The 20,806-nt window shown below is 73.2% G+C and carries 20 protein-coding genes; 7 read left to right on the top strand and 13 right to left on the bottom strand.

Annotated elements, in window-relative coordinates; genetic code table 11:
- Window positions 1-23 precede the first annotated feature (23 nt).
- Entirely contained in the window at window positions 24-1,979 is a 1,956-nt protein-coding gene (locus KME80_RS52115; RefSeq protein ID WP_219509854.1) for a serine/threonine-protein kinase, read from the top strand.
- Window positions 1,980-1,991: 12 nt separating this feature from the next.
- On the opposite strand, the gene KME80_RS30415 is transcribed toward KME80_RS52115, so the two are convergent.
- Genes KME80_RS30415 through KME80_RS30395 form a run of 5 tightly spaced genes read right to left on the bottom strand, consistent with a single transcriptional unit; the run spans window position 1,992 to window position 7,204 of the window.
- Complete coding sequence (locus KME80_RS30415) at window positions 1,992-2,966, bottom strand: DUF8094 domain-containing protein (RefSeq protein ID WP_219509852.1); 975 nt, start codon at window positions 2,964-2,966, stop codon at window positions 1,992-1,994.
- Window positions 2,967-3,020: 54 nt separating this feature from the next.
- Window positions 3,021-3,827, bottom strand: a complete 807-nt coding sequence (locus KME80_RS30410) for a carbohydrate ABC transporter permease (RefSeq protein WP_219509850.1) — start codon at window positions 3,825-3,827, stop codon at window positions 3,021-3,023.
- Window positions 3,817-4,728 carry a carbohydrate ABC transporter permease gene (locus tag KME80_RS30405; protein WP_219509849.1) on the bottom strand — a complete coding sequence of 304 codons (912 nt, stop codon included), beginning with the start codon at window positions 4,726-4,728 and terminating at the stop codon, window positions 3,817-3,819. Before KME80_RS30405 ends, KME80_RS30410 begins: the two co-directional genes overlap by 11 nt.
- Entirely contained in the window at window positions 4,728-5,978 is a 1,251-nt protein-coding gene (locus KME80_RS30400; RefSeq protein ID WP_219509848.1) for an ABC transporter substrate-binding protein, read from the bottom strand. Before KME80_RS30400 ends, KME80_RS30405 begins: the two co-directional genes overlap by 1 nt.
- A complete protein-coding gene (locus tag KME80_RS30395; protein WP_219509847.1) occupies window positions 5,975-7,204 on the bottom strand; it encodes a Gfo/Idh/MocA family protein in 1,230 nt (409 codons plus the stop codon). The genes KME80_RS30400 and KME80_RS30395 overlap by 4 nt, the downstream gene beginning before the upstream one ends.
- 99 nt (window positions 7,205-7,303) lie before the next feature.
- On the opposite strand from KME80_RS30395, the gene KME80_RS30390 reads away from it, so the two are divergent.
- Window positions 7,304-8,401 carry an ROK family transcriptional regulator gene (locus tag KME80_RS30390; RefSeq protein ID WP_219509846.1) on the top strand — a complete coding sequence of 366 codons (1,098 nt, stop codon included), beginning with the start codon at window positions 7,304-7,306 and terminating at the stop codon, window positions 8,399-8,401.
- On the opposite strand, the gene KME80_RS30385 is transcribed toward KME80_RS30390, so the two are convergent.
- A complete protein-coding gene (locus KME80_RS30385) occupies window positions 8,398-8,928 on the bottom strand; it encodes a TetR/AcrR family transcriptional regulator (RefSeq protein WP_219509845.1) in 531 nt (176 codons plus the stop codon). The two genes, KME80_RS30390 and KME80_RS30385, sit on opposite strands and share 4 nt — an antisense overlap.
- Before the next feature lie 76 nt (window positions 8,929-9,004).
- Here KME80_RS30385 and KME80_RS30380 point away from each other — a divergent pair, with 76 nt between their 5' ends.
- Entirely contained in the window at window positions 9,005-11,206 is a 2,202-nt protein-coding gene (locus KME80_RS30380; RefSeq protein WP_219509844.1) for an MMPL family transporter, read from the top strand.
- Window positions 11,207-11,209: 3 nt separating this feature from the next.
- On the opposite strand, the gene KME80_RS30375 is transcribed toward KME80_RS30380, so the two are convergent.
- Together KME80_RS30375 and KME80_RS30370 are read right to left on the bottom strand one after the other, a co-directional pair.
- Entirely contained in the window at window positions 11,210-12,010 is an 801-nt protein-coding gene (locus tag KME80_RS30375) for a DUF4037 domain-containing protein (protein WP_219509842.1), read from the bottom strand.
- A gap of 42 nt (window positions 12,011-12,052) precedes the next feature.
- On the bottom strand, window positions 12,053-12,514 hold the full coding sequence (locus tag KME80_RS30370) for a MarR family winged helix-turn-helix transcriptional regulator (protein WP_219509841.1): 462 nt from the start codon (window positions 12,512-12,514) through the stop codon (window positions 12,053-12,055).
- A gap of 89 nt (window positions 12,515-12,603) precedes the next feature.
- Between KME80_RS30370 and KME80_RS30365 the strand changes: the two genes are divergently transcribed.
- A complete protein-coding gene (locus KME80_RS30365) occupies window positions 12,604-13,446 on the top strand; it encodes an NAD(P)H-binding protein (protein ID WP_219509839.1) in 843 nt (280 codons plus the stop codon).
- A 14-nt stretch (window positions 13,447-13,460) separates the two neighbouring features.
- Window positions 13,461-14,843: an MFS transporter gene (locus KME80_RS30360; RefSeq protein WP_246646008.1), complete on the top strand. Its 1,383-nt coding sequence runs from the start codon at window positions 13,461-13,463 to the stop codon at window positions 14,841-14,843.
- Here the strand turns inward: KME80_RS30360 and KME80_RS30355 are convergent.
- Window positions 14,840-15,133 (bottom strand): hypothetical protein, encoded by a 294-nt coding sequence (locus tag KME80_RS30355; protein WP_219509838.1) that lies wholly within the window; start codon window positions 15,131-15,133, stop codon window positions 14,840-14,842. The genes KME80_RS30360 and KME80_RS30355 overlap by 4 nt on opposite strands.
- Before the next feature lie 144 nt (window positions 15,134-15,277).
- On the opposite strand from KME80_RS30355, the gene gdhA reads away from it, so the two are divergent.
- A complete protein-coding gene (gene gdhA, locus KME80_RS30350) occupies window positions 15,278-16,621 on the top strand; it encodes an NADP-specific glutamate dehydrogenase (RefSeq protein ID WP_219509837.1) in 1,344 nt (447 codons plus the stop codon).
- On the opposite strand, the gene KME80_RS30345 is transcribed toward gdhA, so the two are convergent.
- Both KME80_RS30345 and KME80_RS30340 read right to left on the bottom strand, forming a co-directional pair.
- The gene (locus tag KME80_RS30345; RefSeq protein ID WP_219509836.1) at window positions 16,618-17,109 is read right to left on the bottom strand and encodes a cupin domain-containing protein; all 492 of its coding nucleotides are present in this window, start codon (window positions 17,107-17,109) and stop codon (window positions 16,618-16,620) included. The two genes, gdhA and KME80_RS30345, sit on opposite strands and share 4 nt — an antisense overlap.
- A 75-nt stretch (window positions 17,110-17,184) precedes the next feature.
- Window positions 17,185-19,038: a CHAP domain-containing protein gene (locus KME80_RS30340; protein WP_219509835.1), complete on the bottom strand. Its 1,854-nt coding sequence runs from the start codon at window positions 19,036-19,038 to the stop codon at window positions 17,185-17,187.
- A gap of 303 nt (window positions 19,039-19,341) precedes the next feature.
- On the opposite strand from KME80_RS30340, the gene KME80_RS30335 reads away from it, so the two are divergent.
- Window positions 19,342-19,989, top strand: coding sequence for a PaaI family thioesterase (locus KME80_RS30335; RefSeq protein WP_219509834.1), 648 nt, complete (start codon window positions 19,342-19,344; stop codon window positions 19,987-19,989).
- Here KME80_RS30335 and KME80_RS30330 read toward each other — a convergent pair.
- Together KME80_RS30330 and KME80_RS30325 are read right to left on the bottom strand one after the other, a co-directional pair.
- Window positions 19,974-20,297 carry a VOC family protein gene (locus tag KME80_RS30330; protein WP_308125985.1) on the bottom strand — a complete coding sequence of 108 codons (324 nt, stop codon included), beginning with the start codon at window positions 20,295-20,297 and terminating at the stop codon, window positions 19,974-19,976. The two genes, KME80_RS30335 and KME80_RS30330, sit on opposite strands and share 16 nt — an antisense overlap.
- Window positions 20,298-20,375: 78 nt before the next feature.
- Window positions 20,376-20,806, bottom strand: a 431-nt coding sequence (locus KME80_RS30325; RefSeq protein ID WP_219509832.1) for a hypothetical protein, incomplete at its 5' end; no start/stop codon positions are given.

Genomic DNA, 20,806 nt, shown 5'->3' with positions numbered 1-20,806 from the left:
GTGGCGGCGAGGGGAGGCTACCCGTGCCGACGGCGCAGCCCCTCAGAACGGGGGACCCGCGCACACTCGGCCCCTACGCGCTGGCCGGGAGGCTGGGCGAGGGCGGCCAGGGTGTGGTGTACCTCGGGACGAGGGACGACGACACCTACGCGGTCAAGCTGCTGCACGGCCCCGTGGGGGACGAGCGGGCGGCGTTCCTGCGTGAGGTGGAGCTGGCCAAGCACGTGGCCAGGTTCTGCACGGCCCAGGTGGTCGACGCCGGGTTCGACGAGGGCAGGGCGTACATCGTCAGCGAGTACGTCGACGGGCCGTCGCTGGCCCGCGAGGTCATGCTCACCGGGCCGCGGCGCGGCGGGGCGCTCGAACGGCTCGCGGTCGGCACCGCCACCGCCATCGCCGCCATCCACCGGGCCGGGATCGTGCACCGCGACTTCAAGCCGCAGAACGTGCTGCTGGGCTCCGACGGCCCGCGCGTGATCGACTTCGGTCTCGCCAGGGCGCTGGACGCGGCCGCCACCGTGAGCGGGCGGGGCGTCGGCACCCCCGCGTACATGGCGCCCGAGCAGATCACCGCGTCGGCGGTCACGGGGGCGGCGGACGTGTTCTCGTGGGGGGCGACGATGTGCTTCGCCGCCAACGGGGCCGCGCCGTTCGGGCAGGACTCGGTGGCGCCGGTGCTGCACCGCATCCTCACCGCGCCGCCCGAGCTGGGGCTGCTCGACGGGCAGCTCCGCGTGCTCGTCGCCGCCTGTCTCGACAAGGACGCGCGTAACCGGCCCAGCAGCAGGGACCTCCTGCTGGCGCTGCTGGGGGACTCCGGAGGGCTGCCCGATTCGGTCCTCCGGTCGCCGCCGGCCCACGTCCTGAGCGCCTCGGGCGTGGCCGTCCCGGCGCCCCGTACGGACATCTCGGGACCTGAAGGACCGGAAGGACCTGGACCCACGGGAGGGAGCGTCGCCCGGTCGAGGCCCTTGGCCGAGCCGGAGGCCACGGGCGCGGCCTCCGGCTACCGGCTGCCTGCCACCCCGGATGCCCCTGCGCCGTCCGGTGGCGGGCGGCGGGCGGCGCGGCGGGCCGGGGTGGCGGTGGTGGGCGCCCTGGTGGTGAGTGTGGCGATTCTCGGGATGCTGCTGGGGCCGGCGCTCAGCGGGGACGACCGGATGCCGCAGGGCGGCGGCGCGGCGGGGCCGGGTGCGACGGCGGCGACCGTGTCGCCGGTGGAGGAGGCCACGCCGCCGGAGGACGAGGGGCGGCGCGGCCCGGGGGAGCCGGATCCGCCGGTGGCGAAGCCGGCGCGGGTGCCGGTGCCGCCGCTGGCGGGGTTGAGTCGGGCGGCGGCGGTGCGGGCGCTCCAGCGGGCCGGGCTGGTGGCGGGCCAGGTGTCGCTGGTGGACTCGGGGCGGAAGATCGGCCTCGTGCTCGGGAGCCGGCCCGGGGCGGGCGTCGACGTGGAGAAGGGGGCCGTGGTGTCGCTGCGGGTGTCGGCGGGGGTGCCGGTGCCGTCGCTCGCCGGGATGGGCCGCGAGGCCGCGGAGGCGGCGGTGGCCGGTGCGGGGCTGGCGGTGGGGCCGGTGATGAGGAAGTGCGGGCCGGAGCCGGACGGCCGGGTGCTGTCCACCTCGCCGGAGGCGGGCAGCCGGGTCGCGGGCGGTACGCCGGTGGCTCTTACCGTGTCGCGGCGGGGCGTCGAGGTGCCGTCGGTGATCGGCCGGTCGCGGGAGGACGCGGCCGGCACGCTGCGCGGGGCCGGGTTCGAGGTCACGGTGCAGGGCCAGGTCGTGGCGGACGAGTCGCAGGTGAACCTGGCCATCGCGCAGTCGCTGGAGGCGGGCGGGTGCGCCAGGAAGGGGGCGGCGGTGGTGGTCACGGTGGGGCTGGCGCCGCAGTCGGGCCCGGACCCGTCCGAGCCGACCGGCAAGCCGACCGGCAAGCCGGCCGACAAGCCGACGGCCGCCCCCGGGGCCCGGGCGAAGCCCTGAACCCGGGCGGGGTCAGCGGCCGTCGCCGGTGATGATGCCGGTGTAGGAGGCGATCACCTTGACCTGCGCGGGTTCGTCGCTCTTCGGCGGGATGTGGGCCGCCACCTGGAGCAGGTCCGTGACGTTCATGTACGTGTAGAACTTGCCCTTGATGAGGCCGTTGTCCTTCTGGAACACGTAGTTGCGCTGCGGCCCCTGGCGCACGTCGTAGCGCCGGGCGCGCTGGAAGGTGGTGAAGACGAGGGCGCCGCCGTCGGCGGTGCGCAGAGCGTACGAGGGGTAGCGCGACGCGGGCCGGACCACCTCCTTGAGCTTGGCGTACGGGGCCATGTTGCGGCGGTTCCTGGCGGCGGAGGTGGTGAGCTCGTCGGCGGCGAAGCGGGTGGAGCTCCTGCCGCCGAGGTGGGCGGCGTAGCTCTTGGCGAAGTCGGCGGGTGACATGAGCAGCCCGGTCGCGTCGGCCGGCTTCACCTCGGCGGCGGGGGTGGCGAGCTCGGGGGCGCCGCCGATGCCGGAGAAGACGTCGGGCGCGTACACCTGGCGCCAGCCGTCCGCCTCCTTGGTGAACAGCAGGTACGTGGGGGTGTCGGCGGTCTTCGTCCGGCCCTTCCACAGGGCGGTGGTCAGGAACCAGGTGGGCGTGGGCGCGTGGAAGGCAGGCCGGGTGTAGCCGAAGGGCACGTACTCGGTCGTCCTGGAGAGGGCGCGGCTGGAGGCGTAGGCGGCGCGGTCGATGGCGTAGCTGGAGCCGGCCTCGTACGCGGCGAGCAGTTCGTCGCTCCTGGCCTTGTTGGCGGCGTTGTTGCGCTTGACGTAGTCGTCGAGGACGGCGGCGGCCTCCTGGGGGGAGACCACGGCCGCCGGGGCGGCGGACGGGGAGGGGGGCTGCTGACGGGCGGGCCGGTCGGGGCCGGGCAGTCCGGAGCAGCCCGCGACCAGGCAGGCCGCCAGGACGCCGCCGATGACCGTTCCGTGCCGCCGCCGCATGCCCCGCACCTCCACAACCGACTTAACAGAAAGAAGTGGACAAAGGTAGCAGAGTCACTTGAGGGCCCCGGCGGTGAGCCCGGAGACGATGCGGCGCTGGAAGAACAGCACCATGAGCACCAGCGGGATCGTGACCAGCACGCCCGCGGCCATCTGGGTGCCGAACGGCGTGTCGAACTTGGCCGCCCCGGTGAACTGCGCGATGCGTACGGTGGCCGTCTGGACGTCCTGGTCGTTGACCATCGTGACCGCGATGATGAACTCGTTCCAGGTGGCGATGAAGGCCAGGATGGCCGTGGTGAAGATGCCCGGCGCGGCCAGCGGCACCATGACCCGGCGGAAGGCGGCGAACGGCGTGCAGCCGTCGATCATCGCGGCCTGCTCCAGATCGTAGGGGAGCTGCCGGAAGAACGTGGTCAGGTTCCAAATGGTCAGCGGCAGCGCGAACGACATCGACGGCACGATCATCGCCTGGTAGCTGTTGATCCAGCCGATCGAGGTGAACAGCTTGAGCAGCGGCACGATGAGCAGCGCCCCGGGGAACATGGAGACCGCGATGACCAGGGCCAGGATCACGTTCTTGCCCCGGAAGCGCAGCCGGGCCAGGGCGTAGGCGGCCAGCGTGCCGATGACGAGCGTGACCGCGGTCGTAGTGCCGGCGACGACGAGGCTGTTGACCAGCGACCGGCCGAACCCCATGCCCTCGGCGAAGACCGCGTCGTAGCTCTCCAGCGACCACGGGCTGGGAAGTGGCGAAATTTCGTAAATGTCGGAGGTGCGGCGGAAGCTCGACACCACCATCCAGTAGAACGGCACCAGGCAGTACAGCGCGATGCCGATCATCCCGGCCCTACCCCACATCGCGGGCCTCCTTCCGCCGCTGCCGCACGTCGCTCAGCAGGTCGGCCCCCAGCAGCTTGACGAACACGAACGCGATCACCGCGATGTAGACGAACAGCGCGGTCCCGTACGCCGAGGCGGGCCCGTAGTGCACCCGGGTGGCCTCGTCCCAGATCAGCCCCGACAGCGTCTCGACCGAGTGCTTGCGCGGCCCGACGAGCACGTACGGCAGGTCGAACACCCGCAGCGCGTCCATCAGCCGGAACAGCACGGCCACCAGCAGCGCGGGCTTGACCAGCGGCAGCGTGATCCGGCGGAACCGCTGCCCGGCCGAGGCGCCGTCCACCCGCGCGGCCTCGTACACCTCCGACGGGATGATCTGCAGCCCGGCCAGCACGAGCAGGCCGACGAACGGCGCGGTCTTCCAGACGTCGGCGACGACCACGGCGAGCTTGGCCCACGGGCCGTCGGCCGTCCACAGGATCTCGGTGCCGAGCAGCGCGTTCGCCACGCCGTCGGCCTGGAAGATCCACTTCCACATGAGGCCGGCGACCGCCGTCGGCACCGCCCACGGGACCAGGATGCTGGCCCGCAGGATGGCCCGGCCGCGGAAGGCGCGCTGCATGACCAGCGCCATCGCGACGCCGAGCACCACCTCCAGGCCGACCGTGACCACGGTGAACAGCGTCGTGTTGAGCGCCGCGTTCAGGAAGCGCTCACCCGCGACGCCGGCGTAGTTGGCCAGGCCGGCGAACCGCTCGCCCTCCACCACGAAGCCGTCCGCGTCCAGCGTCTGCCCGCTGGTGTAGAACGACTCGCGCATCGCCGCCACCAGCGGGTAGAACACCACCAGCGCCAGCACGATCATCGTGGGGGAGAGCATCGCGGCCGCCAGCCACGACTGCCCGCGCGGCCTGCTCATCACGGCTGGAGCAGCGGGCCGAGCGCCGCCTGCAGCTCGGTCATGGCCTGGTCGACGGGCTTGGCGCCGGTGACGACGGCGTAGGCCGACTCCTGGATGGCGGCGGTCACGTCACCGTAGCGGACCGCGCTCGGGCGCGGCTTGGCGGCCAGGATGCCCTCCTTGAGCGCCGGCAGATACGGATACTTCTTGATCAGCTCCGGGTCGTCGTAGACGGCGGCCGTGGCCACCGGCATCGAGCTGGACATCGCGAACGCCCGCATCTGCTCGGCGCTGGTCATGAACGCGACGAAGTCCCTGGCCGTCTGCTTGTTCTTGGAGAAGGACGACACGGCCAGGTTGTTGCCGCCGAGCGTGCCCGCGCCCGGCCCGTCCAGCCCGGGGATCGGCGCCACGTCCGTCTTGCCGGCGACCTTGCTGGACCCGTCGGTCTTCTGCGCGGCCTCGTAGCCGTAGGCCCAGTTGCGGTAGAAGAGCAGCTTGCCGTCCTGGAAGGCGACCCGTCCCTCTTCCTCCTTGTACGTGATCGCCTCCTTCGGCATCATCCCGCTCTTGAACCCGTCGGCCAGGAACTGGGCGGCCTTCTTGGCGCCGTCACCGGTGACCTGCGGCTTGCCGGAGGCGTCGACCAGCTCGCCGCCCGCGGAGTGCACGGCCTCGGAGAAGTTGACGGTCAGGCCCTCGTACTTGTCGAACTGGCCGCCGTAACAGGCCATGCCCTTCTGCTCGGGCAGGACCTCGTCGCAGATGCGCCTCATCTCGTCCCACGTCTTCGGCGGCTTCTTGACCAGGTCCGTCCGGTAGTAGAGGAGCCCGGTGCCGGTGAACATCGGCATCGCGTACAGCTTGCCGCGGTACTTGCCGGTCTCGACCGTGGGCGGCAGGAACGCCGAGGTGTCCAGCTTGAGCTCGTCGATCCACCGGTTGGCGGCGAACTCGCTGGTCCACACCGCGTCGATGAGGATCACGTCCCCGGTGTCGGACTTGGTCTGGGCGCTCTGGACGAGCTTCCTGCGCTGCTCGTCGGCGGCCTCGGGCAGCAGCACCACGGTCGCCTTCTCGTCCGGGTGCGCGGCGTTCCAGGCGTCGACGATCTTCTGGACCGACTCGGCCTCGAACTTGCCGCCGACGAACGTGATCGGCCCACGCCCGTCGCCGCCGCCCTGCGCGGCCGGTTCCGGGTCGGACGAGCCGCAGGCCACGAGGCTCGCGCCGAGCGCCAGCAGGGCCGTGATCTGCCGTGTTCTCATGTGGGGGTTCCTTCCAGCGTGACGGTCTCGCCGTCGAGCCGCGACCTCTCGGCGGCCCAGGCGATGAGGTGGCTGTGCAGGCTCTCGCCCGGCGACGACAGGATCGGCGTGCGGTCCCTGCTCGACACGGCGGCGAGGAACGCCCTGACCAGGCCCTCGTCGCCGCCGCCGTGCCCGCCGGCGGCGGTGCCGTCGCCGGTGGCCCGGGTGTCGACGGTCTCGGCGCGACCGGTGACGAAGTCGTGCACGGTCAGCAGTTCGCCGTCGCCCTCGATCGAGCCCCGGGTGCCGAAGATCCGGGTCTGCCGGTGCGCGGCCGGGGTGAAACCGGTCATGGTGAACGAGGCGGTCGCGCCGCCCTCGAACTCCATGTTCACGACCTGGTGGTCGACCACGTCGTTGTCGCAGTCGTAGACGCACCTGCCGTACGGGCCGGTCCGCAGCGCCTCCAGGACCCCCTGTTCGGAGACGTCGTCGGTGAGCACCGACAGCGGCCAGCGGTCCTGCCCGGCCAGCGGCAGGTAGATGCGCCGGGCCGAGTACGGGCAGCCGGGCTCGGCCGGGCAGTCGAGGCAGCGCGCGGTCGCCCCGGCGGGCCGGTTCTCCGGGCGGAAGTGCTTGAGCCCGCCGAACGACGACACCCTGCGCACCTGCCTGCCGGTCAGGTGCACCAGCCAGTCCAGGTCGTGGCAGGACTTGGCCAGCAGCATGAACGTGGACTCGTCGGCCCGGCGCCAGTTGCCGCGCACGTACGAGTGGGCCTGGTGCCACCAGCCGACCGGCTCCAGGTGCTGGACGCTGACGATCTCGCCGATCCGCCCGGCGTCGAGCAGCGCCTTGAGCGCCCGGGTGTAGGGCGTGTAGCGCAGCACGTGGCAGACCGCGAAGATCGCCTCGGAGCGTTCGGCCGCCGCGACGATGGCCCGGCAGTCGTCCTCGGAGACCGCCATCGGCTTCTCCAGCAGGATGTCGTAGCCCAGCTCGGCGAAGCGCACCGCGGGCTCGACGTGGTCGCGGTCCTGGGTGGCGATGATGACCGCGTCGGCCTGGCGCGGCAGCGCCGCCAGCTCGCGCCAGTCCCCGTACGGCGCGGCGCCGGGGAACCTGTCGCGCCGGCTCGCCACGGGGTCCGCCACCGCGACCACCCGTGCCAGGCCCGAGTCGACGGCGTGGCGGGCGTACGCGCTCCCCCGCGAACCCGCGCCGACGACGGCGAGAGTCACCATGTGCGCCTCCACATATGTAACCGATTAACGTATGTCGGCCGATGCTAGGATCCGGGCTCATACTCGTCAATAGGAAACTTATGGAAAGAGGTCTCGTAAGTGACCGACCTCCGGCCGGGTGACGCGTCGCTGGTGCGCAAGGTCAACACCCAGGTGACGCTGCGCGCGCTGCGCCGGGAGGGCGTGGCCACGCTGACCCAGCTCGGCCGCATCACCGGGCTGTCCCGGCAGACCGTGGAGGCGGTGCTCGACGAGCTGGGGGAGCGCGGCTGGGTCCGGGAGGTGCCGCCCGACGGGGGCGTGATGGGCCGGCCCGCCCGGCGCTTCGGCTTCCGCGCCGACGCCGGCCACGTCGTGGGCGTGGACGTGAGCGGCGACCGGGTCGTGGTCACGCTGGCCGACCTCAACGGCGAGGTCGTCGCCTGCGAGCGCGTCCCCGTCGCCGCCGGCGCGCCCGCCCCCGAACGCCTCGACGTGGCCCGCCGCGCCTGCCTGGCCTGCGTGGACGGCGCCGGCGTGGCCCGCACCCGGGTGTGGGCGCTGGCGGCGGGCACCTCCGGCATCGTCGACCGCTCGGGCCGGGTGTCGCTGTCGCTCACGCTGCCCGGCTGGACCGGCGTCGACCTGGCGGGCATCGCCGGGCGCTGGTTCGGCTGCACCGCGCTGGCCGCCAACGACGCGAACCTGGCCGCGCTCGCCGAGCACTGGCGCGGCAGCGCCCAGCACGCCTCCGACGTCGTCTACATCCTGGCCGGGCACCGGCTTGGCGCGGGCATCCTGATCGGCGGCAGGCTGCACCCCGGCCGCTCCGGCGCGGCCGGGGAGATCGGCACGCTGCGCCAGGTCGGCTGGGAGGAGGCCGCGACCTCCCTGGTCAAGGAGGGCAGCGCCGAGGAGGTGTTCGCGGGGGCGGTGGCCGGTGACCGGGCCGCGCTGCGCGCCGTCGACCGCTACGCCGAGAACCTGGCGATCGGCGCCTCGGCGCTCGTGCTGGCCGTGGACCCCGACCTGCTGGTGATCGGCGGCGCCTACTCCCAGGCCGGGGACGTGCTGCTGGCGCCGCTCCGCCGCCACCTGGCCGAGCTGTGCCTGAGCGGGCCCGAGGTGGTGACCTCCACGTTCGGCGACGACGGCGTGGCCCTGGGCGCGGTGCGGCTCGCGCTCGACCGGGTCGAACGCGACGTGCTCGGGCTCTAGCCGGCCAGCGTCAGCACCGCGCGCACCAGCGACCGGCGCACCCGCTCCTCCGGCAGGTCCATCGTCTGCGTGACGCCGAGCTGCAGCGCGCCCAGCACGGCCCAGCCGCGCAGCCGCGCCTCGTCGTCCGGGTCGGGGCCGGTCAGCCGGGCGAACAGCTCGTCGCGGAACGTGCGCACCGCCTCGCCGGTGGAGCCCGGCGGCGCGTCGTCGGCGCCGCCCAGGTCCTCCATGAACAGCCGGACCACCGCCCGGTGGCGCACCACGAACCCGGTCAGCGCCTCGGCGAAGGCCCGCCTGTCGCCGCCGAACTCGGTGCCGAGCAGCGTGAGCATGTCCTCCACGCACGGCGCGAGCAGCTCGGTGGCCAGCCGGTCCTTCGGGTGGAAGTGGTAGGCGACGGCGGTCTTGGTCAGGCCCACGGCGGCGGCGATGTCGGCCAGCGAGGTGCGGGCGTAGCCGCGCTCGGCGAACAGCTCCCTGGCGGCGGCCAGGATGCGGCTGCGGGTGTCGTCAGGTGTGGTCATCGTCTCATTTCCACCAGGGCGTGCCTGCTTTATCGTAAGTCCCTGTACGGGCGTACAGGACGGGGGAACAGGCGAGATGTCACGTTTTCTGGGCCGGCTGGGCGAATGGTGTGCCAGGCGTGGCCGGCTCGTCCTGGCATTATGGGTCATCGCCGCCGCCGCGCTCATGGGCGGCAGCCTCGTGTTCGGCAGCCCGGTCAGCAACGACGTGGCCATCCCCGGCACCGACAGCCAGCGGGCCCACGACCTCATGCGCGCGGGCTTCGGCCCCGGCTACGAGGTCGGCGGCACCGTACAGCTCCTGGTCTACTCGCCGGACGGGTCGCTGCTGGACGAGCCGCGCAAGGCGGCCGTCGAGCGGGCGCTCGACCGGCTGCGCGAGCAGCCGCACGTCGACGAGGTCAGCACGCCCTACAGCGCCGCCGGGATGTCGCCCAGCCTGCAGATCGGCCTGATCACCGTCCGGCTGAGCGGCCACGACAGCACCCAGCAGGCCGCCACCGCGCAGGCGCTGTCCGACGCCGCCGAGCCCGCCAGGCAGGCCGGGCTGGAGGTCGTCGCCGCCGCCAGCGGCAACCCCGCCGACAAGGAGATCAAGACCGGGCCCAGCGAGGTCATCGGCGTCGTGTGCGCGTTGCTCGTGCTGGTCTTCGCCTTCGGCACGCTCACCGCCGCCCTCGTGCCGATCTTCACCGCGCTCGTCAGCGTCGCCTCCAGCCTGGGCGTGATCGGGCTGCTCGGCCACGTCGTGGACGTGCCCAAGCAGGCCGGCATCATGGCCACGATGATCGGCCTCGGCGTGGGCATCGACTACGCGCTGTTCCTGCTGTCGCGGCACCGGCGGCTGCTCGCCAGCGGGCTCACCGTCCGGCAGGCCGTGCGCGGCGCCGTGTCCAGCTCCGGCGGGGCCGTGGTGTTCGCCGGCGGGACCGTCATCATCGCGCTCAGCGCGCTCATGTTCGGCGGCTTCCCGCTGCTGCGCACGCTCGGCTGGGTCACCGGCATCTCCGTCGTCACCGCCGTGCTCACCGCCGTCACGCTCGTCCCCGCCCAGCTCGGGCTGCTCGGCCACCGGGTGAACGCGCTCAAGGTGCCGTTCCTGGGCAGGCGGCCCGAATCGTCCGGGTGGGGGTCGCTCGGCGCGTGGGTGGCCCGCCGGCCCTGGCGGGTGCTCATCGGCAGCGTGCTGCTGCTCGGCGCGCTCGCCGCCCCCGCGCTGTCGCTCCAGCTCGGGCCGCTCGACGAGGGCTACGGGGCCAAGGACGATCCGGGACGGCGCGCGTACGAGCTCATGGAGGTCGGGTTCGGGCCCGGCAGCAACGGGCCGGTCAGCGTCGTGGCGACGGTGCCGCACGCGGCGACGGACGCCGACCTGGACCGGCTCCGGGACGAGATCGAGACCGTCGACGGCGTCCGCCACGTGTCCGACGGCGAGATCGGCGAGTCCGGCACCGTGATGATGGTCCAGGTCATCCCCGACCACGCGCCCAGCGACCCGGAGGCCCTGGAGGTCGTCAAGGCCATCAGGGGGCTGGACCTGCCCGGGTTCGAGGTGCACGTGGGCGGCGAGGTGGCCGCGCTCGCCGACGCCGGTGACCGCATCTCCGAGCGCACGCCGCTGGTCATCGCCGTCGTCGTGCTGCTCAGCGCGCTGCTGCTGTTGCTGGCCTTCCGGGCGCCCATCGTGGCGATCAAGGCGGCGCTGATGAACCTGGTGTCGCTCGGCACCGCGTTCGGGGCGCTCGCGCTCGTCTTCTCCATCGGGCTCGGCAGCGGGCTCGTCGGCATGGACCCGCCGGCCGGCGCCTCGTACCTGGAGACGCTGTTCTTCAGCGTGCCGATCGAGACGTACGTGCCGTTGCTGCTGTTCGCGGTGCTGTTCGGGCTGTCGATGGACTACGAGGTGTTCCTGCTGACGGCCGTGCGGCAGGCGTACCTGAAGCATGGTGACAACCGGCGCGCCGTGGCCGAGGGGCTCGGCTCCACCGGGCGGGTGATCACCTCGGCGGCGCTCATCATGGTCGCGGTGTTCACCGCGTTCATCGCCTACCCCGACCCGATGGTCAAGACGTTCGGCGTGGGGCTGGCGGTGGCCATCGCGGTGGACGCCACGCTGATCCGCGGCTTCCTCGTCCCGGCGACCATGGTGCTGCTCGGGCGGTGGAACTGGTGGTGCCCGCGCTGGCTCGACCGGCTGCTGCCCAACCTGTCGGTGGAGGGCGAGGAGGACGAGCGGCCCGCCGAGCCCGCTCGCGAGCCCGAGCGCGTCACCGTCTGAGGCTCACTCCAGGGCGGCGCGGGTCTCGGCCACCAGGGCCCGCGCCTCCTCCACCGCCGCAGCCAGCGGCTCCGCGTCCTGGCCGAGCGCGCCCAGGATCGCCCGCACCCGCCCGGCGAACCCCTCGGGCGCGGCCGGGAGCGTCCCGGCGACCGCCAGCGCGCCCTTCTCGTTGAGGCACCAGCGCCGGTCGGCCGCGTACAGCGCCTGGGCCAGCACGCCGAACGCCCGCGACAGGCACAGCGCCACGTGCAGCCCGTCGGCGCGGGCCGCGCTCTTGGCCGCGATCCCGGTCAGGAACTCCGCCTCCCACGCGCTCGCCGTCAGCGCCAGCCGCAGCGGCTCCGGATAGACGGCGACCTCCGCGCGCAGCCGCGCCAGCTCGCCCGACGGGTCCGCGAGCACCTGGCCCAGCGCCACCTCGCCCGGATAGCACGGCGACCAGAAGCCCAGCGGATGCCCGGCCTGGATCGCCACCTCGTAGCGGCCCTCCCGGCAGTCGGCCCACACCCGCTCCACCCGGTCCAGGTCACGCAGGATCCAGTCCACCGCGACGTCGCCGACGGTCAGCCAGGCGCCGCCGTTCACCCACGGGCCCCAGCCGCCCGGCCCGGCCACCTCGACCCCCGGCCCGGCCAGCGCCCGCAGCGCGCCGAGATCCAGCTCGCCCCGGTAGTAGACGCCCAGGTCCCAGTCGGAGCCCGGCCCGTGCTCGCCGCGCGCCCGGCTCCCGCCGAGCATCACGCCCCGCACCCCGGGCACCTCGGCCAGCCTGGCCGCCATCTCTTCGACGTATGCGCGCATCGTCGGAAGTGTGCCAGCCCGATGCCGTCGCGGCCAGCGGTTTTACCGGGGGTCCGGGGCCCTGCGGGCGCTGAGGGTGGCCAGGGAGTCGACGTACTTGAGCATGAGGCGGGCGAAGTCGAGCCGGTCGCGCTCGGACCAGTCGGCGGTGATGAACTCGTAGGCGGCCCGCTGGTGGCGGCGGAAGCGGGCCATGAGCTCCCGGCCCTCCGGGCTGAGGTGCAGGACGGTGCGGCGGCCGTCCTGCTGGGAGGCGGCGCGGACCAGGTAGCCGGCCTTGATGTTGTCGCTGACCATCCGGCTGGCCACCGAGGGGTCGACGCCGAGCAGGTCGGCCACCCCGCCGACGGTGACCTCCTCGCCGGGGTGCTCCAGGACGACGTTGAGCACGAGCGTCCGGCTGAGGTCCTTGGCGGAGATCGGGTTCTCGACCTCCAGCAGCGAGGTGCGCCTCAGCTTGGAGAACGCGGGACCCACGGCGTCGAGCAGCTCATCGTCCGTCATTTGTAAATCGTACCTCCGAGGGCACATGTTGACAGGATTTTATATGCATGCTGTCATGCATGTGTCTTCAGTCAACGAATGGAGTGGCCATGACCATCCTCGTCACCGGCGCCCGCGGCCAGGTCGCCCAGGCGCTCGTCGCCCGCCTCCACGCCGCCGGGCTGCCCGTCCGCGCCGCCAGCGCCCGCCCCGCCGAGCTCACCGTCCCCGCCGGGGTCCAGACCGCCGAGGTCGTCCTCGACCGGCCGGAGACGTTCGGCCCGGCCCTGCACGGCGTCGAGCAGGTCTTCCTCTATCCCGACCCCGACGGCATCGACGCCTTCACCAAGGCCGCCCAGTCCGCCGGCGTCGGCCACGTCGTCCTGCTGTCGTCCTCGTCGGTCCTGAGCCCCGACGCCGAGACCGACCCCATGGCGAGCCAGAGCCTCCTGGTCGAGCGGGCCCTGACCGCCTCCGGCCTGCCGAGCACGTTCCTGCGGCCGGACGCCTTCGCCGGCAACGCACTCGGCTGGGCGTACGACATCAGCCAGGGCCGGCCGGTCCAGCTCGCCTACCCCGACGCCGAACTCGCGCCCATCCACTCCGCCGACATCGCCGACGTCGCCTGCGAGGCGCTGACCGGCACCCGGCTCCGGGGCCGCGCGATCACGCTCACCGGCCCCGAAGGGCTCACCTTCAGGCAGCAGCTCGCCATCCTGTCCGAGGTCGCCGGGCACGAGATCCCCGTCGTCCGGATCACCCACGAGGAGGCCGAGCGCCAGCTCGTCCGCTACATGCCGGCGGCGTCCGCCGGATCGCTCCTCGCCTGGTGGGCCACCGCCTCCCGGCAGCCCGCCGCCATCGCCGACACCACCCAGACCCTCCTCGGCACCCCCGCCCGCACCTTCCGCCAGTGGGCCGCCGAGAACGCCGCGGCCTTCACCCGGCGCTGAACGAGAGAACCCCCTTGTCCACAGCCGTGACCACCGGCCGGAGACGCTGGGCCGTCCTGGCCGTCGTCCTGTTCGCCGCCATCCTCGACCTCCTCGACGCGACGATCACCAACCTCGCCGCGCCCACCATCGCCGCCGACCTGTCCGGCGGCGAGCCCCTCATCCAATGGCTCGGCAGCGCCTACGCGCTGTCCATGGGAGTCCTGCTCGTGGTCGGCGGCCGCCTGGGCGACAAGTACGGCCGCCGCCGCCTGTTCCTCGTCGGCGTCACCGGCTTCACCCTCGCCTCCGTCGCCTGCGGCCTGGCCTGGGACCCGGTCTCGATCGTCGTCTTCCGGCTGCTCCAGGGGGCGCTCGGGGCGCTGCTGATCCCGCAGGGGTTCGGCATCCTCGGCGCCGTGTTCCCCCGCGAGGAACTCGGCAAGGCGTTCGGCGTCTTCGCCCCCGCCCTCGGCCTGGCGTCCATCGGCGGGCCGATCCTGGCCGGCGTCCTCATCGACGCCGACCTGCTCGGCCTCGGCTGGCGCGCCATGTTCCTGATCAACATCGTGCTGGGCGGCCTGGCGGTCGTCCTCGCCGTCCGGCTGCTGCCCCGCGACGAGGGCGAGCGCGCCGTCAAGGTCGACGGCCCCGGCTCCGGCCTGCTCGCCGCCGCCATGCTCGGCCTGCTGTACGGGCTCATCGACGGCGCGGGCCACGGCTGGACGCCCCGGGCCGCCGCCTGCCTGGCGGCGGGAGCGGTGTTCTTCGTCCTGTTCGCACGGCGTCAGCGCACCGCGCCGAGCCCGCTCATCGAACCCTCACTGCTGCGCAACCGCGGCTTCGTCTCCGGGCTGACCCTCGGCCTGGTGTTCAACGCCGCCGTCTCCGGCCTGCTGTTCCTGCTCGCGCTCTTCCTCCAGGACGCGCTGCACCGCACGCCCACCCAGGCGTCCGCCAGCCTGGCGCCGCTCGCCGCCGGCATCGTCGTCGCCTCCGTCGCCTCGCACCGGCTGCTGGACCGCCTCGGCCGCCGGCTCATCCTGACCGGGCTGCTCATCACGCTCACCGGCGCGCTCTGGCTGCTCGCGCTGGGCACCGGACCGGCCGTCTGGGCGCTCGTCCCGCCCGTCCTCGTCATCGGGCTCGGCCTGGGCTCCTGCTTCGGCAGCGTCTACCAGGTCACGCTCGGCGGCGTCGACGCCAGGGAGTCGGGCAGCGCCAGCGGCGCCCTGTCGGCCAGCCAGCAACTGGCCAACAGCGTCGGCGCCGCCGCCGTCACCACCGTCTACCTCCACACCGCCGGCGGCGTCACCGCCGGGCTGACGGTGGTCGCCGCGGCCCTCGTGGCCTGCTGCGGGCTCGTCCGGCTGCTGCCAGGCCGCCGGCCCGTCGAGGGCGCCCACGCCGGGGGCTAACCGACGCGGGTGCAGTCCTGCATCAGGACCTCGCCCGGCAGCGCCGCCCGGCCGCCGCCGGTGCACCGGATGCGGATCGCGTACTGCCGGGTCTGGCCGGTCACCTCGCCGGCGAACTCACCCGAGGTGACCGCCCCAGGAGTGGCCTCGCAGGGGCCGTACAGCACGGTCGTCGCCGGGTCGCCGCGCAGGTTGTCGCAGGTGTAGGCGGGCACGTCGGTCGCCTGCGCGGGGGAGGCGGTGCCGAGCGCGGCGCCCGCGAGGGCGGCCAGGGCGAAGTCGCGGATCATCGTGTCTCCTCGTGGGGGTTCGCGTTCGCCACACAGAGTAAGAGTCCGTCACGCAGCGTGCGACCTGTTTCGGGGTCCCGGCGACTTCTCACAAATGCGCACCTCTTAAGGTGAGGGGCGAATGCAAATGAGTGGGGAGAATCCGTGTTGCACGAGAAACTGTCGTCGATCTATGACAACGTCCTGCGCCGCAATCCTGGGGAGATCGAGTTCCACCAGGCGGTGCGCGAGGTGCTGGAAAGCATCGGCCCAGTGCTCGGCAAGCACCCTGAATACGCCGAATCGAAGATCATAGAGCGTATTTGCGAGCCCGAGCGGCAGATCATCTTCCGCGTGCCGTGGGAGGACGACCGCGGCGAGGTGCACATCAACCGCGGCTTCCGGGTCGAGTTCAACAGCGCCCTCGGCCCGTACAAAGGCGGCCTGCGCTTTCACCCGTCCGTCTACCTGGGAATCGTGAAGTTCCTCGGCTTCGAGCAGATCTTCAAGAACAGCCTCACCGGGCTGCCCATCGGCGGCGGCAAGGGCGGCTCCGACTTCGACCCCAAGGGCCGCTCGGAGCGCGAGATCATGCGCTTCTGCCAGAGCTTCATGACCGAGCTCTACCGCCACATCGGCGAGTACACCGACGTCCCCGCCGGTGACATCGGCGTCGGCGGGCGCGAGGTCGGCTTCCTGTTCGGCCAGTACAAGCGCATCACCAACCGGTACGAGTCCGGCGTCATCACCGGCAAGGGCCTCGCCTACGGCGGCGCCCAGGTACGCACCGAGGCCACCGGCTACGGGTGCGCCTTCTTCGTCGACGAGATGCTCAAGGCGCGCGGCACGTCGTTCGACGGCAAGCGGGTCGTCGTCTCCGGCTCCGGCAACGTCGCCGTCTACACCATCGAGAAGGTCCAGCAGCTCGGCGGCACGGTCGTGGCCTGCTCCGACTCCTCCGGCTACGTCCTCGACGACAAGGGCATCGACCTGGAGCTGCTCAAGCAGATCAAGCAGGTCGAGCGGGCCCGGCTCGACGTCTACGCCGAGCGCCGCGGCGAGCACGTCTCGTTCGTGCCCGGCCGCAGCGTGTGGGAGGTGCCCTGCCAGGTCGCCATGCCGTCGGCCACGCAGAACGAGATCACCGGCCGCGACGCCGCCCACCTCGTCGAAGGCGGCCTGCTGGCCGTCGGCGAGGGCGCCAACATGCCCACCACGCCAGAAGGCATCAAGATCTTCCTTGACGCGGGCGTGGCCTTCGGCCCCGGCAAGGCCGCCAACGCCGGCGGCGTCGCCACCAGCGCCCTGGAGATGCAGCAGAACGCCAGCCGCGACTCCTGGACGTTCGAGTTCTCCGAGCACCGGCTCCAGGAGATCATGCGCGACATCCACGGCCGCTGCCTGCAGACCGCCGACGAGTACGGCATGCCCGGCAACTACGTCGCCGGCTCCAACATCGACGGCTTCCGCCGCGTGGCGGACGCGATGCTCGCCCTGGGTCTCATCTAGACCATGTACTGGTCGTGGCGCAGGTAGAGGTCGGCCAGCTCCTCGGCGCTGGGCTGCCGGCCGCTCGCCATCAGCGCCACGCTCTCCTCGAAGTACGCCTCCCGCGGCGCGCCCGGCGTGAACAGGATCAGCATCGACGCCGGCTCGCCGGACTCGTTGCGGAAGGCGTGGACGCCGCCCTCGGGCACGAACAGGAAGTCGCCCGGCTTCCCGTCGATCCAGGTCGTGCCGTCGTAGAGCCGGATCGTGCCGGACAGCACGTAGAAGGACTCGGTGATGGTCCGGTGGAAGTGCGGCGCCGGGCCTGACGGCCGGGGCCCCATCTCCCATCGGTAGAGCCCGAACGCGCCGTTCGTGCTCGCGCCCGTGCCCAGGTAGTGGGCGGCGCCTCCGCCGCCCATCTGCAGGTCGGGCGGCGCGTCGGCGGGGCGCAGCACGGCGTTCCGCTCGCCGCTCTCGCCGAAATAGCGGGGTTCGGGGTAGGACATGAGACTCCTTCGCGGCTCGTGGTCCTCCCGAGCATAGGGCGGGCCCGTCGCCCGCCCTCCGGCCCGGGGGTCCGGTCAGGCGCGGTGACGGCCCCGGCGCTGGTGGGCCGTGCGGCGGGCGCCGCCGCCCCGGGAGGGGGCGGTGTCCTCCGACGACTGCCGCTGCGGCGGGCCCGTCAGCGCCATCTGCTGGTGCGCCGCCGTACGCGCCTGCTGGGCGGCCGTACGGTGGCGACGGCCACGCAGCGGCGCGTCCTGCGCGAACGGCTCCAGGTACTGCGGCGACACGCCCCCGTTGCGGTGCCGGCGCCCGCGCGGGGGAGCGTCGGCGGCGAACCCCGGCTCCTCGATCGGGTGCTCGTAGCGCCGCCGCCGCCCGGCGTAACCGTGCTGGCGGACAGGCGGCCGGGCGAACGCGTCGAACGCGTCGGCGCTGCCCCCCGGCACGAGCGCGGCCCCGTCCGAGAACACCGGCCGCGCGAACTCCCCGGTCGTCGCCGGCACGCGGCCGAACTCCCCGGTCGTCGCCGGGATGGGGGCGAACTCGCCGGTGGTTTCCGGGAGGCGGGTGAAGGCGTTGAAGGGGGTCGTCGCCGGGGGGATGACGATGGGGGCGACCGAGGCGGTGACCGGGATGACGATGGGCTCGAACGGCCCTGTGGTCGCCGGTGCGGCGGCGGGGACGACGAGGGGCTCACGCGGGGTGGTGACCGGCGTGGCGGTGTCCTGGAGGGAGCGGAGCGCGCTGACGGGCTCGGCGGCGTCCAGGAGCTTGGGCGGCGCGGCCAGCTCGACGGCGTCGCGCCTGGCGGACAGGGAGACGCGCTTGCGCGGCTTGCGGCGGCGGTGGGCCGGAGCGGCGGGAGGCGCGGCGACAGCGGCGGCGGCGACGGCACGGCCGGCCGGGCGCAGGCGCAGGCTCCTGGTCTTGGCGATGGCCAGCACCGCGAGCGCCGCGACGAGGGCGGAGGTGACCAGCGTGGTGGAGTCGGCGGGCGCGGCCGGGGTGGCGATGGAGGCGTCCACGATGGCGGGCATCGGCCCGGTGGTGGCCGCGCTGGTGTCGGCGGTCGAGTGCTTGGCGTGCTTGCCGGGCTTGGGCGCGGCGGAGGCGGCCTTGCCGTCGGTGGACGGCGCTCCCACCTGGGACTGCGGCGCGGTGGCGGCCTTGGCGTCCTTGGCCGGCTTGGCGGCCGTGGCGGGGGCGTCGGGCCGCGTGCGGGACTCGGTCTTGGGCTGGGCCCGCCCTGACTCGGTCCGCCCGGAGTCGGGCGAGGCGATCTCCAGGTTCTGCAGCGAGCCGGTGCGGGCGCCGGGCGTGGGGGCGGCGAGGGGGATGCGCAGGTCGCTCTCGGCGCGCGGGATCAGCGTCGTGAGCTGCTCGGACGGCTGGTAGGTGCCGGCCTCGGCGGATCGGGTGCCGGCCTCCTTGAGGACGCGCTGGGCCTCCTTCTCGTCCAGCCGTTCCTTGATCTTCCACGGGTAGCCGTAGCCGACGACCTTGCTGGTGTCGCGTTCCTTGCGTTTGGCGACGCCGCCGTCGATGTTGCCCTCGATGGTGAAGATCCGGCCGCCCTCGACGCGGGTGACGACCCCGACGTGGTCGATGCGGTCGATGTCGTTGGTGCCGCTCCAGTCGTAGAAGACGAACGCGCCGGGCTGCGGCTTGGTGCCCCAGGCGTCCTGCCGCTTGAACCACTTGGCGTGCGCCACGGTCCAGGCGAACTGCCCCATCCACTCCTCGTACCCGAGCTTGGTGGCCGCCCAGGAGAGGAACATGTCGCACCAGGGCGCGCCGGTGTAGTCGGCGTCGAACTCGACGTTGGAGCCGTACCAGTCGCCGAACTTGGTGTACGCGCCGGCCTTCTCCGAGTAGCCGAGCTGGCTCTCGAGAAGATCGATGAACTTCTTCATCTCTGGGGTCGTCATGGAAGTGCGGGGGAACCCTTCCGAGCCGGGCCGGTTTCGGCACGAGCGTCCCGGGGTACCAGGGGTAGTCCTGGGACGGTCGTGACGAACCGGAGACCTGTGTTCGTCCGTGATGCAGGAGGCTACCGGCACGTAACGGCAGGTCAAGCACGCGCAAAGACACTGCCATCCGTTGCCCATGGCCGATACCGCAGGTCAGCTATGTTACGGAAGTGTCACGACAAAGGTGATAAAACCTCAAAAGATCTACCGAACCGGGCGTGTCGTTCCCGTTTAGAACGGAATTCGGTAGCGTGGACCATCATGACGATCGAGGCCGCAACCGACGGAGCCAGAGCTGAGGCGCTGACCGAGCTGGCCGAGCGGACCAGACGCCTTATGGACGCCGTGGCCACCACCGGCGCGCCCCCGGACGAGCTGGCCGCCGTAGCCGCCGAGCTGGAGGCCCTGACCAGGCGGCTCGGCGGATCCGGCGGCCCGGCCCCGCACCCGTACGAGATCGCCCCCGACGGCAGCCTGCGCGCCCTCGGCAACGCCGTCGTGGGCGCGGCGAACCCGTTCGCCCTCCCGCTCGTCGTCGAGCGGACCCCGGCCGGTGTGCGGGCCGAGGTGACGTTCCGGCCGCTGCACGAGGGGCCGCCCGGCGGAGTCCACGGCGGCATCAGCGCGATGGTGCTCGACCACCTGCTCGGCCAGGCCAACGCCGCCGCCGGGTTCGCCGGCGTGACCGTCTCGCTCACCATGACCTACCGGGCGATGGTCCCGTACGGCGCCCCCGTCGTCGCCACGGCCGAGCACACGCGGTCGGAGGGCCGCAAGAACTGGGCCGGCGGCCGCATCAGCGCGCCCGACGGCACGGTGCTCGTGGAGGCGGCCGGGCTGTTCGTCACCCCCGCCGCCTGGGTGCGCGACGGGCTGCCGGTCCGGGGCGCCGCTCAGAGCGGCGAATAGAGCACGAAGACGTTGCCCGACGGGTCGCGCAGCACCGCCCGGGTCTCGTGCGGCCCCGCCTCCGGTGCCCGCACCACCTCGGCGCCGCGCGCCGCCAGCTCCGCCACCGCCGCCGCCGTGTCGTCCACCCGGTACGAGGGCGCGGCCGACGCGGTGACGTGCTCGGCCGGACCGGCCAGCGCGATCGTCACCCCGCCCGCGTCCAGCGCCGCGAACCTGTCGCCGTCCCGGAACCGCACCGGCAGCCCGTAGAACGCGATCGCCTGGTCCAGATCGGTGACGGGAATCAGCACGTTGCCGAGCCTCACACTGGCCTCCCCTGAGCTGGTCGTGCTCCCAGCATCCGGCGTCCGGCCGCGCCGCCGCATCCTGCGGTGTGCCCGGCCTCAGCCGGTGGCCGGGGCCGCCTCCGGCGTCGGGTGGGTGGTGGCGGGCGACGGGGACGGCGTGGCGGGGGTGCGGGTCGGGCAGGGCGGGCCGTCCACGGGCACCTCGCGGATCTGGGGGCCGTTGGCGGCGGCCGGCTCCGTCATGGCGAGGATCGCCAGGTACGCCCGGTCGCCGCAGGGCACCGCCGCCGGGGTGCGGCCCACCTGGGCCGTGTACGCGGTGCGGCCCGTGAGGGTGCGCGTCTCCTGGCCCACCTCGCGGGCCTCGCCGCCGTTCTCCCGTCTCAGGTACGCGATCCGCAGGCGTACGGGGCCCGGGCCGTCGGCCAGGACGCGCACCGAGCCCGCCGAGCCGTCCCAGGCCAGGACACCCGCCTCCCGCACCGACGGGGGAGCCGGCGGCCGGGTCGGGGGCGGGGTCGGGGGCC

The organism is Nonomuraea ceibae, assembly GCF_019396325.1.
GTDB classification, from domain to species: domain Bacteria; phylum Actinomycetota; class Actinomycetes; order Streptosporangiales; family Streptosporangiaceae; genus Nonomuraea; species Nonomuraea ceibae.
This window is presented reverse-complemented; position numbering and strand designations above follow the sequence as displayed.

Coding starts and splice junctions, on each gene's coding strand:
- KME80_RS30415 (WP_219509852.1), bottom strand. CDS start 2,966: ATGCGGCGGCGGCACGGAACGGTCATCGGCGGCGTCCTGGCGGCCTGC.
- KME80_RS30410 (WP_219509850.1), bottom strand. CDS start 3,827: ATGTGGGGTAGGGCCGGGATGATCGGCATCGCGCTGTACTGCCTGGTG.
- KME80_RS30405 (WP_219509849.1), bottom strand. CDS start 4,728: ATGAGCAGGCCGCGCGGGCAGTCGTGGCTGGCGGCCGCGATGCTCTCC.
- KME80_RS30400 (WP_219509848.1), bottom strand. CDS start 5,978: ATGAGAACACGGCAGATCACGGCCCTGCTGGCGCTCGGCGCGAGCCTC.
- KME80_RS30395 (WP_219509847.1), bottom strand. CDS start 7,204: ATGGTGACTCTCGCCGTCGTCGGCGCGGGTTCGCGGGGGAGCGCGTAC.
- KME80_RS30385 (WP_219509845.1), bottom strand. CDS start 8,928: ATGACCACACCTGACGACACCCGCAGCCGCATCCTGGCCGCCGCCAGG.
- KME80_RS30380 (WP_219509844.1), top strand. CDS start 9,005: ATGTCACGTTTTCTGGGCCGGCTGGGCGAATGGTGTGCCAGGCGTGGC.
- KME80_RS30375 (WP_219509842.1), bottom strand. CDS start 12,010: ATGCGCGCATACGTCGAAGAGATGGCGGCCAGGCTGGCCGAGGTGCCC.
- KME80_RS30370 (WP_219509841.1), bottom strand. CDS start 12,514: ATGACGGACGATGAGCTGCTCGACGCCGTGGGTCCCGCGTTCTCCAAG.
- KME80_RS30365 (WP_219509839.1), top strand. CDS start 12,604: ATGACCATCCTCGTCACCGGCGCCCGCGGCCAGGTCGCCCAGGCGCTC.
- KME80_RS30355 (WP_219509838.1), bottom strand. CDS start 15,133: ATGATCCGCGACTTCGCCCTGGCCGCCCTCGCGGGCGCCGCGCTCGGC.
- KME80_RS30345 (WP_219509836.1), bottom strand. CDS start 17,109: ATGTCCTACCCCGAACCCCGCTATTTCGGCGAGAGCGGCGAGCGGAAC.
- KME80_RS30340 (WP_219509835.1), bottom strand. CDS start 19,038: ATGACGACCCCAGAGATGAAGAAGTTCATCGATCTTCTCGAGAGCCAG.
- KME80_RS30335 (WP_219509834.1), top strand. CDS start 19,342: ATGACGATCGAGGCCGCAACCGACGGAGCCAGAGCTGAGGCGCTGACC.